Origin of the sequence: Mycoplasmoides pirum ATCC 25960, assembly GCF_000685905.1 — a bacterium.
GTDB lineage: Bacteria > Bacillota_I > Bacilli_A > Mycoplasmatales > Mycoplasmoidaceae > Mycoplasmoides > Mycoplasmoides pirum.
Genome location: NZ_JMKZ01000006.1, coordinates 1 through 1,220, shown reverse-complemented (window position 1 = coordinate 1,220; position 1,220 = coordinate 1). Strand labels below are relative to the sequence as shown.

Sequence of the window (1,220 nt, the reverse complement as noted above, 5' to 3'; positions counted from 1 at the left end):
TTCACTTGTTACAGCAAAAACTAAAAATATTTCAACTATTCCTTTGTTAACATCTAAAAATTCAAAATCTAATTTAAAAACAAAAGAACTTGTGCCATATAAAAAATATAAAGGTATTAATTCACCAATTAGAACAACAAATTACAGTAGCAAAACTAAACCTTTAAGTTAATAATTAAAAAATAATTTTCTACTAAAATTTAATAATTTTATTATTGATATTCATAAATCCAACTAAAATCAAATGTATTTTTAAAACATTATAAACAAATAAAAAAAGACCAATATTTGGTTTTTTTTATTTTTTTTTATATAATCCCATTAAATCTAAATAATTATTAAATTATTTACTTAGTTATATTTAAAAAAATATGTTTATTTAATAAACCCTTGTTTCATTGTAACTATTGTCATTTAGATTTTTAAAAATAGTAGAGAATTCTAAAATGAAAAAGAAAAAAATATTAAAGAAAAATTTTATATTCTTTGGTTTGAGTTTAGGTTTAATAATTCCAAGTGTAATTTCCATAACAATTTTGAACAAAAATAACTTTGTTTTAAAAAATCAAAATCAATTAATAACAAATAGTTATATTAGATTAGCAAAAAATGATGTTACAAATTTTGTATATAACAAATTTGCAGAAGTTCAAGAACAAATAAATTTAGATAATTATAAAACATACCCAATAGATGCTAGAGAATCACTTCGTGAATATTTAGAAAGTTTTTTTAGTAAAAATGGATACGAAATCACAAGATCAAAAATGTTTACAGATAATGGAAATGGATTATTGACATATTTGTTTACTTATTCAAAAAACCAAACTACTATTTCAGAAAGTTATGTTTTTGAAAATTTTCGAAAAACAGAATCTTTTGTTGAAATTCAAAATAAACTATATGGCAAATTAAATGAAATACAAAATCAAATTTCATTAAGCGGCAATTCTATTTATGCATCTGATGCAAAGGAAAAAATAGAACCAATTGTAAAAGAATTTATTAAAAATAATTTTTGAGAACTTAAAAATTATTCTTTTGAAATTGATGACAACAAAGGTATATTAGTTTTTCATTTTACAATTTTTAATCGTGGCCCAACTAGTTGAGACGATGTCAATTTTACGGATAGAAAAACATTTACAGGTTTTAAAATAAAAAGCACACAAAATGATATTTTAAATCAAATATCAGCAAAATTTATTGAAATTCAAAAT

At 20.2% G+C, this 1,220-nt stretch carries 1 protein-coding gene; it reads left to right on the top strand.

Going from position 1 to position 1,220, the window contains the following annotated elements; genetic code table 4:
• Positions 1-446: 446 nt before the first annotated feature.
• Positions 447-1,220, top strand: a 774-nt coding sequence (locus tag T397_RS04135) for a hypothetical protein (protein ID WP_036449362.1), incomplete at its 3' end; no start/stop codon positions are given.